The organism is Streptomyces torulosus, assembly GCF_001419765.1.
Classification (GTDB): domain Bacteria; phylum Actinomycetota; class Actinomycetes; order Streptomycetales; family Streptomycetaceae; genus Streptomyces; species Streptomyces torulosus.
This window is the reverse complement of sequence record NZ_LIRK01000321.1, coordinates 1-5,189: the sequence shown is the minus strand read 5'-3', so window position 1 is coordinate 5,189 and position 5,189 is coordinate 1. Positions and strand designations below refer to the sequence as shown.

Here is a 5,189-nt window from a genome sequence, read left to right as displayed (position 1 = left end):
GCTTCGCGGGGAGGGCGGGCACCGGTCGACGCGAGCCCTCCGGTACGGCACCGGCAGCGGTGGACGCCGTCCCGGTCCGGCACCGGCACCGGCACCGGCTGCGGCGGGCGCGCGGCCCCGGCCCGCACCGCCGGTGGTGGAGGCTGTCCCCGCCCGGGGTCAACGGCGGTCACCCCGGGGCCACTTCAGCCGCCCCGGGGCCGCGCCGGGCGCCGTCGCCCCTTCCGCCGGGCCGTCGTCGCCGTTTGAACGAAAGGGTTCGGGCAACCCGGTGCGAGAGACGGCCCGCCGAGCCGAGAAGCCCTGGGCCGACGAACCTGGAAGGCACTCATGTCCACAGGCGTGATCATCGCTTTGATCGTGATCGTGGCGGTCGTGGTCGTTCTCGCGGCCGTCCTGACCCTGCGCGCCCGCGGCGCCTCGAACGGCGGCGGATCGCTGAAGCGGCGTTTCGGACCCGAGTACGACCGGACCGTGGCCCACCATGACGGCGACGAACGGGCCGCCGCCCGTGAACTCGCCGAACGCGTGAAGCGGCACGGTTCCCTGGAGCGCCGGCCGCTGCCGAGCGCGGAGCGCGAACGGTACGAGGCCCGCTGGGCCGCCGCCCAGGAACGCTTCGTCGACTCGCCGCGCGAGGCGGTCGTCGAGGCGGACCGGCTGATCGCCGACCTGGCCGGTGCGCGCGGCTTCCCGGACGGTGGCCGCTACGAGACCCAGCTGGAGGCGCTCTCCGTCCACCACGCCCACCATGTCCACGGCTACCGCCGACTGCACCGCGCGGCGCAGGGCGGTTCCCCGGACACCGCGACCGCCGACGGCCGTTCGGGCGCCGGCACCGAGGAACTGCGCGAGGCCATGGTCGAGGGCCGCGCTCTGTTCGAGGACCTGGTGGCACCCGGTCGCCGCGACACGCGGGCCGAACGTGACGCAGGGACGGAACCCGACCGCACGGCGGCCGACCGCCGCCACACGACCACCGCCGCCGCTCGCTCCGACGGCCGACACCATCTGCCGTGGGACCTGACCAGGCGTCATGCGAAGGGGAGTTGAGGGGGATGACCGAGAACACGACGACAGGTGACGGCAACACCCGAGGGCGGCGCGAGCAGCGCCCCGCGGCCACCGGCACCGCCTACACCACGGGCGCCACCGGAACCAGCAACTCCGGCATCACCAAGGGCACCGTGGACCCCAACCGCACCACTGGCCCCAACGACACCATGGGCGTCACTGGTTCCACCCACACCACTGGACCCGCCCACACCACGGGCCCGACCGACACCATGGGTGCCACCGGCGCCGAGGACACCCGGTCCCCGCTCGTGGCGGGCCACGAGGACGAGGGCACGGCCGAGGGCCGCACCGGAGGCCGTACCGAGAGCCGTTCGGAGGGCCGGGCGACCGGTGCCGCCGCCGGTTCCGGCGGGCATCTGCTGCCGAACGAGGAGACCGACAAGCTCAGTCTGCGGTTGCAGCACGCGGTCGGCGGCTTCGTCGACGGGCCCCGGACCTCCGTGGAGGAGGCCGACCACGTCCTGGAGGAGGCGGCCTCCCGCTTCACCGACGCGGTCAACCAGCGGCGCCGCACGCTGCGCGCCAGCTGGCAGACGGCCGGCGAGGAGCGCGCCTCCTCCTCCGACACGGAGCAACTGAGGCTGGCCCTGCGCGACTACCGCGAACTGACCGAACGACTGCTCCGCCTGTAACGGCGCCCCCTGTAACGGCGCCCCCTGTAACGGCGCCCCCTGTAACGGCGCCCCCTGAAGCGGCGCCCCCTGAAGCGGCGCCCCTGAACGAGGCCGCGCCCCCGGTCGTGCCCGGGGACGCGGCCTCCCGCGTGCGCGGCCGCCTGCCCGCGCCCGATGACATCAGCGGTTCTGTCGGGCGGCCCGCCACTCCTCGACGATCGCCTCGACGTCGTACGGCTTCAGGCCCAGCGGCGGTCCCGGCGGCGGGCGGAACATCATGGCGCGGATCTTCACGTTCACATCGGTGACGATCTTCCGTACGGCCCGCTCGGACGGGGCCCGCGCCGCGGCGGCCAGCGCGTCCTCCGCCTCCTTGCGCAACTCCAGCGCGGGCGGCAGCACCGACAGCCCCTCACGGGCCATCTTCCGCCTGATCCACCACAGTTCGTCGTACGTCGTGTCGTCCCCGTCGAGCGGTCGCCCCGCTCCGGGGAGGTGGGAGAAATCGCCGCGCGCCTCCGCGTCGCGGATCTGTTTGTCGACGAAGGACTCGAAGCTGACACCCGGTGGCTTTCGCTCGGTCATGCGTCCATTGTGCCGGACCCCGCACAAGCGGACGATCCGGCGATTTATCATGCGGCGGCGGTGCGCCGAGCGCGCCGTGTCCAGCGACAATCGGAGTTTGACCCGTTAGGAGCGGTACGTGCTCGAACTCACCATGGCCTCGGTGTCCGAGGCGGACGCCGGGGCGACGGCCGGCATGCAGATGGCCGACGCGCCCAGCGAGCCGGGCGCCGTGCTCCGGGTGGGCCGGGACCGGGCGGTGTGCCGTCTCGCGACCCCGGACGACTGGCTGTTCGTCTCCCGTGTGCACCTGGAGTTCCTCTGCGGCCCCGACGGCACCTGGCAGGTGACCTGGCTGCGCGGTACGCACGCCGAGCCCTCCTCCGAGGTGCGCCTGGCCCTCCAGGGCCACCCGCCGCAGCCGCTGCCGTACGGCGGGACCGCGAAGCTCCCGCACAACGGCTCCGGCGAGCTCGTCATCGTCGACCGCACGGGCCCGCGCAGCGTCAACGTGGGCTTTTACCACGAGCTCTGAGACCGCCCCCGAGGACGGCGCCGCGGCCCCGGCCCCGCCGTCCTCGGGTCAGTCCACTCAGTCCACTCAGCCCGTTCAGTCCACTCAGTCCACGACCCGGGCCAGTGCGAACCCGTCGTAGCCCTTGGTGCCGACGGTCTGGATGGCCGTGCCGTCCAGCTTCGGGTGGGTGGCGATGAGTTCGATGGCGGCGCGGGTGCCGAGGACGTCCGGTTCGGTGCTGTCGGCGTCGGCGACCCGGCCGCCCCGTACGACGTTGTCGACGATGATCAGGCTGCCGGCGCGGGTCAGGCGCAGCGCCCACTCGACGTAGTGCGGGTTGTTGGCCTTGTCGGCGTCGATGAAGACCAGGTCGAACGGTTCGGGGTTCTCGTCGGCCAGCCTGGGCAGCGAGTCCAGGGCCGCGCCGACCCGTACCTCGACGAGCGGGTCCAGCCCGGCGCGCGCGATGTTGCGGCAGGCGACCTCCGCGTACTCGGGGCTGTACTCCAGGGAGATCAACCTGCCGTCGGCGGGCAGCGCGCGGGCCAGCCAGATCGTGCTGTAGCCGCCGAGCGTGCCGATCTCCAGGATGCGGCGGGCGCCCTGGACGAGGGCGAGGAGCTGGAGCAGCTTGCCCTGGTTGGCGGCGACGTTGATGTGCGGGAGCTCGTTGGCCTCGCTGTCGCGCAACGCGGCCTCCAGGGCCGCGTCGTCGGGGGAGAGGTGGGTCGTGAAGTAGGTGTCGACGTCGTCCCACGTCTGCGAGCTGCTCATGGACCTGCGCCCTTTCCGATAGCTAGTTAGATCTGCTAACTAGTTGCGCTAACGAATGGTAGGCGCAGGTCCCTTCGCTGTCAGGCGTTTCGCGTGCGTGTTTCGGTCGTTCGCACTCAGGCGCCCGGACCGGGCTTGCGGTCCGCCGGCGGCGCGGGAGCGGCCGGGGGCACGGGAGCGGCCGGGGGCACGGGAGCGCCGTGCGGGTACCCGGCGTGCGGGCCGCCCGGCGGGACCCACGGGCCCGGCGCCGTCGGAGGCAGCGGCGGCTGCTTGCGGGCGTTGCGGCGGAGCACGATCGCGACGGCCACCGCCTTGATCGCGAGCACGGCGATGCCCAGCCCGAAGGTGAACAGCCAGCCGGGGATGCCGCCCACGGTCCACATCTCGTCCACGTAGATGACCTTTCGATAGGGGTCGTCGGCCGCCGCCCGCCGGAGCGTGTGATCGCCGGAGATCCGCGACGGCTGAGGGAAGTTCTGCTCGACGGCGGTCAGGAAGTCGGTGCCGCCGGCGGCGAGCTCGCCGAGCGGGCCGCCGGGCGCGCCGATCCGGCCCGCGAAGGTGACCTGCGGCTCCTCCCCGCCGATCGCCGAGCCGGGCTCCATCCGGTGCCCGGCGAGGACGTACAGGTCGAGGGCCTGCGGGGTGGTGGCGAGCTTCGACAGCCGCATCGGGTACACCGGCGCGTCGCTGGCGAAGGTGAGGTGCAGCGGGTCGAGGGTGCCGCCGAGCGGCACGTCCCCGGCCGCCTCCTCCGGCGCCAGCCTGATCGCCACGTACTCCCACTTCTGGCGGACGTACGGCTCCAGCGCGGTCTCCAGGCGGTCGGGCAGCGCGAAGCCGTTGTCGTCGAGCCAGTCGCCGAGGGCCCCGGAGTCCGTCGCGGTCAGCCGGGCCACGTCGAACGGGCCGAGCCGCTCCCGGCCGACGACGTCCACCGCGCCGTCGCCGGGCGCCGCTCCCGCCGAGCCGTCCTCCTCGAACGCGTCGAACGGCCAATCGCTCGATCGCGGCCAGAAGTACTCCCGTTCGCGGTACTCGGGCGCCGTCTCCTCGGCGAGCCGGTCGAAGAGGGCCGCGTCCCCCAGCTCCACCGTCGCCCGGTTCGGCACTGGCATGATCCATGCGGCCGTCCGGGCGTCCCCGGCGACCGTCAGACGCATCACGATCTGCTCCTCGCGGCCGTCCCAGCGCACCACGGACGTCTCACGGTTCACATACACACTGCGCTGCCCGTCCGGCACCATCGCCCCGCACCCGCAGGCGTACGCCGGGGCCACCAGCGACGCCAACTGGAAACCGAGCAGCGCCAGGACGAGGAACGCCAGCCGTCCCCGCGTCCCCCGTGCCGGGCGCGTGCGCCTCCTTACGAAGTCGTTCGTCCCCCGTGCCATCCCCCGTCGCCCTTCCCGCCGTGCGTCCGTGCAGGGGCCCATGCTCCCAGGTGATTGTCCGTGGCCGGTCACAACCCCGGCCGCGATGTGCATCCGTGATCCCCGTCGCGCCCTTCAGTCGTTCGACGGTCCCGCGCGCACTATCGTCTTCCGGACGACACACGGGCGGCCGTCAGGTGAAGCCGAGGTTGCCCGCGTCTCACCAGAAGGACCGTGAGGCGGTGCGAGGCTTTCATGGGACGGCGA

Annotated in this window: 6 protein-coding genes; 3 read left to right on the top strand and 3 right to left on the bottom strand. The window is 73.1% G+C overall.

Annotated features, from left to right (window positions below):
* Nucleotides 1-330: 330 nt before the first annotated feature.
* Complete coding sequence (locus AOK23_RS22360; protein WP_055714468.1) at nt 331-1,053, top strand: hypothetical protein; 723 nt, start codon at nt 331-333, stop codon at nt 1,051-1,053.
* Nucleotides 1,054-1,058: 5 nt separating this feature from the next.
* Nucleotides 1,059-1,709, top strand: coding sequence for a hypothetical protein (locus AOK23_RS50090; protein ID WP_240496498.1), 651 nt, complete (start codon nt 1,059-1,061; stop codon nt 1,707-1,709).
* Between the two features lie 162 nt (nt 1,710-1,871).
* Here AOK23_RS50090 and AOK23_RS22350 read toward each other — a convergent pair whose 3' ends face one another.
* Nucleotides 1,872-2,276: a DnaJ family domain-containing protein gene (locus AOK23_RS22350; protein ID WP_055714467.1), complete on the bottom strand. Its 405-nt coding sequence runs from the start codon at nt 2,274-2,276 to the stop codon at nt 1,872-1,874.
* Between the two features lie 118 nt (nt 2,277-2,394).
* Here AOK23_RS22350 and AOK23_RS22345 point away from each other — a divergent pair, with 118 nt between their 5' ends.
* On the top strand, nt 2,395-2,790 hold the full coding sequence (locus AOK23_RS22345) for a hypothetical protein (protein WP_055519135.1): 396 nt from the start codon (nt 2,395-2,397) through the stop codon (nt 2,788-2,790).
* Nucleotides 2,791-2,874: 84 nt separating this feature from the next.
* Here the strand turns inward: AOK23_RS22345 and AOK23_RS22340 are convergent, their stop codons facing one another.
* Together AOK23_RS22340 and AOK23_RS22335 are read right to left on the bottom strand one after the other, a co-directional pair.
* On the bottom strand, nt 2,875-3,546 hold the full coding sequence (locus tag AOK23_RS22340) for an O-methyltransferase (protein ID WP_055714466.1): 672 nt from the start codon (nt 3,544-3,546) through the stop codon (nt 2,875-2,877).
* A 116-nt stretch (nt 3,547-3,662) separates the two neighbouring features.
* Nucleotides 3,663-4,943, bottom strand: a complete 1,281-nt coding sequence (locus AOK23_RS22335) for a DUF2330 domain-containing protein (RefSeq protein ID WP_055714465.1) — start codon at nt 4,941-4,943, stop codon at nt 3,663-3,665.
* Between the last annotated feature and the right edge of the window lie 246 nt (nt 4,944-5,189).

Excerpts from the sequence above, each read along its gene's own strand:
- AOK23_RS22360 (WP_055714468.1), top strand. The coding sequence starts at position 331 with ATGTCCACAGGCGTGATCATCGCTTTGATCGTGATCGTGGCGGTCGTG.
- AOK23_RS22350 (WP_055714467.1), bottom strand. The coding sequence starts at position 2,276 with ATGACCGAGCGAAAGCCACCGGGTGTCAGCTTCGAGTCCTTCGTCGAC.
- AOK23_RS22340 (WP_055714466.1), bottom strand. The coding sequence starts at position 3,546 with ATGAGCAGCTCGCAGACGTGGGACGACGTCGACACCTACTTCACGACC.
- AOK23_RS22335 (WP_055714465.1), bottom strand. The coding sequence starts at position 4,943 with ATGGCACGGGGGACGAACGACTTCGTAAGGAGGCGCACGCGCCCGGCA.
- AOK23_RS50090 (WP_240496498.1), top strand. The coding sequence starts at position 1,059 with ATGACCGAGAACACGACGACAGGTGACGGCAACACCCGAGGGCGGCGC.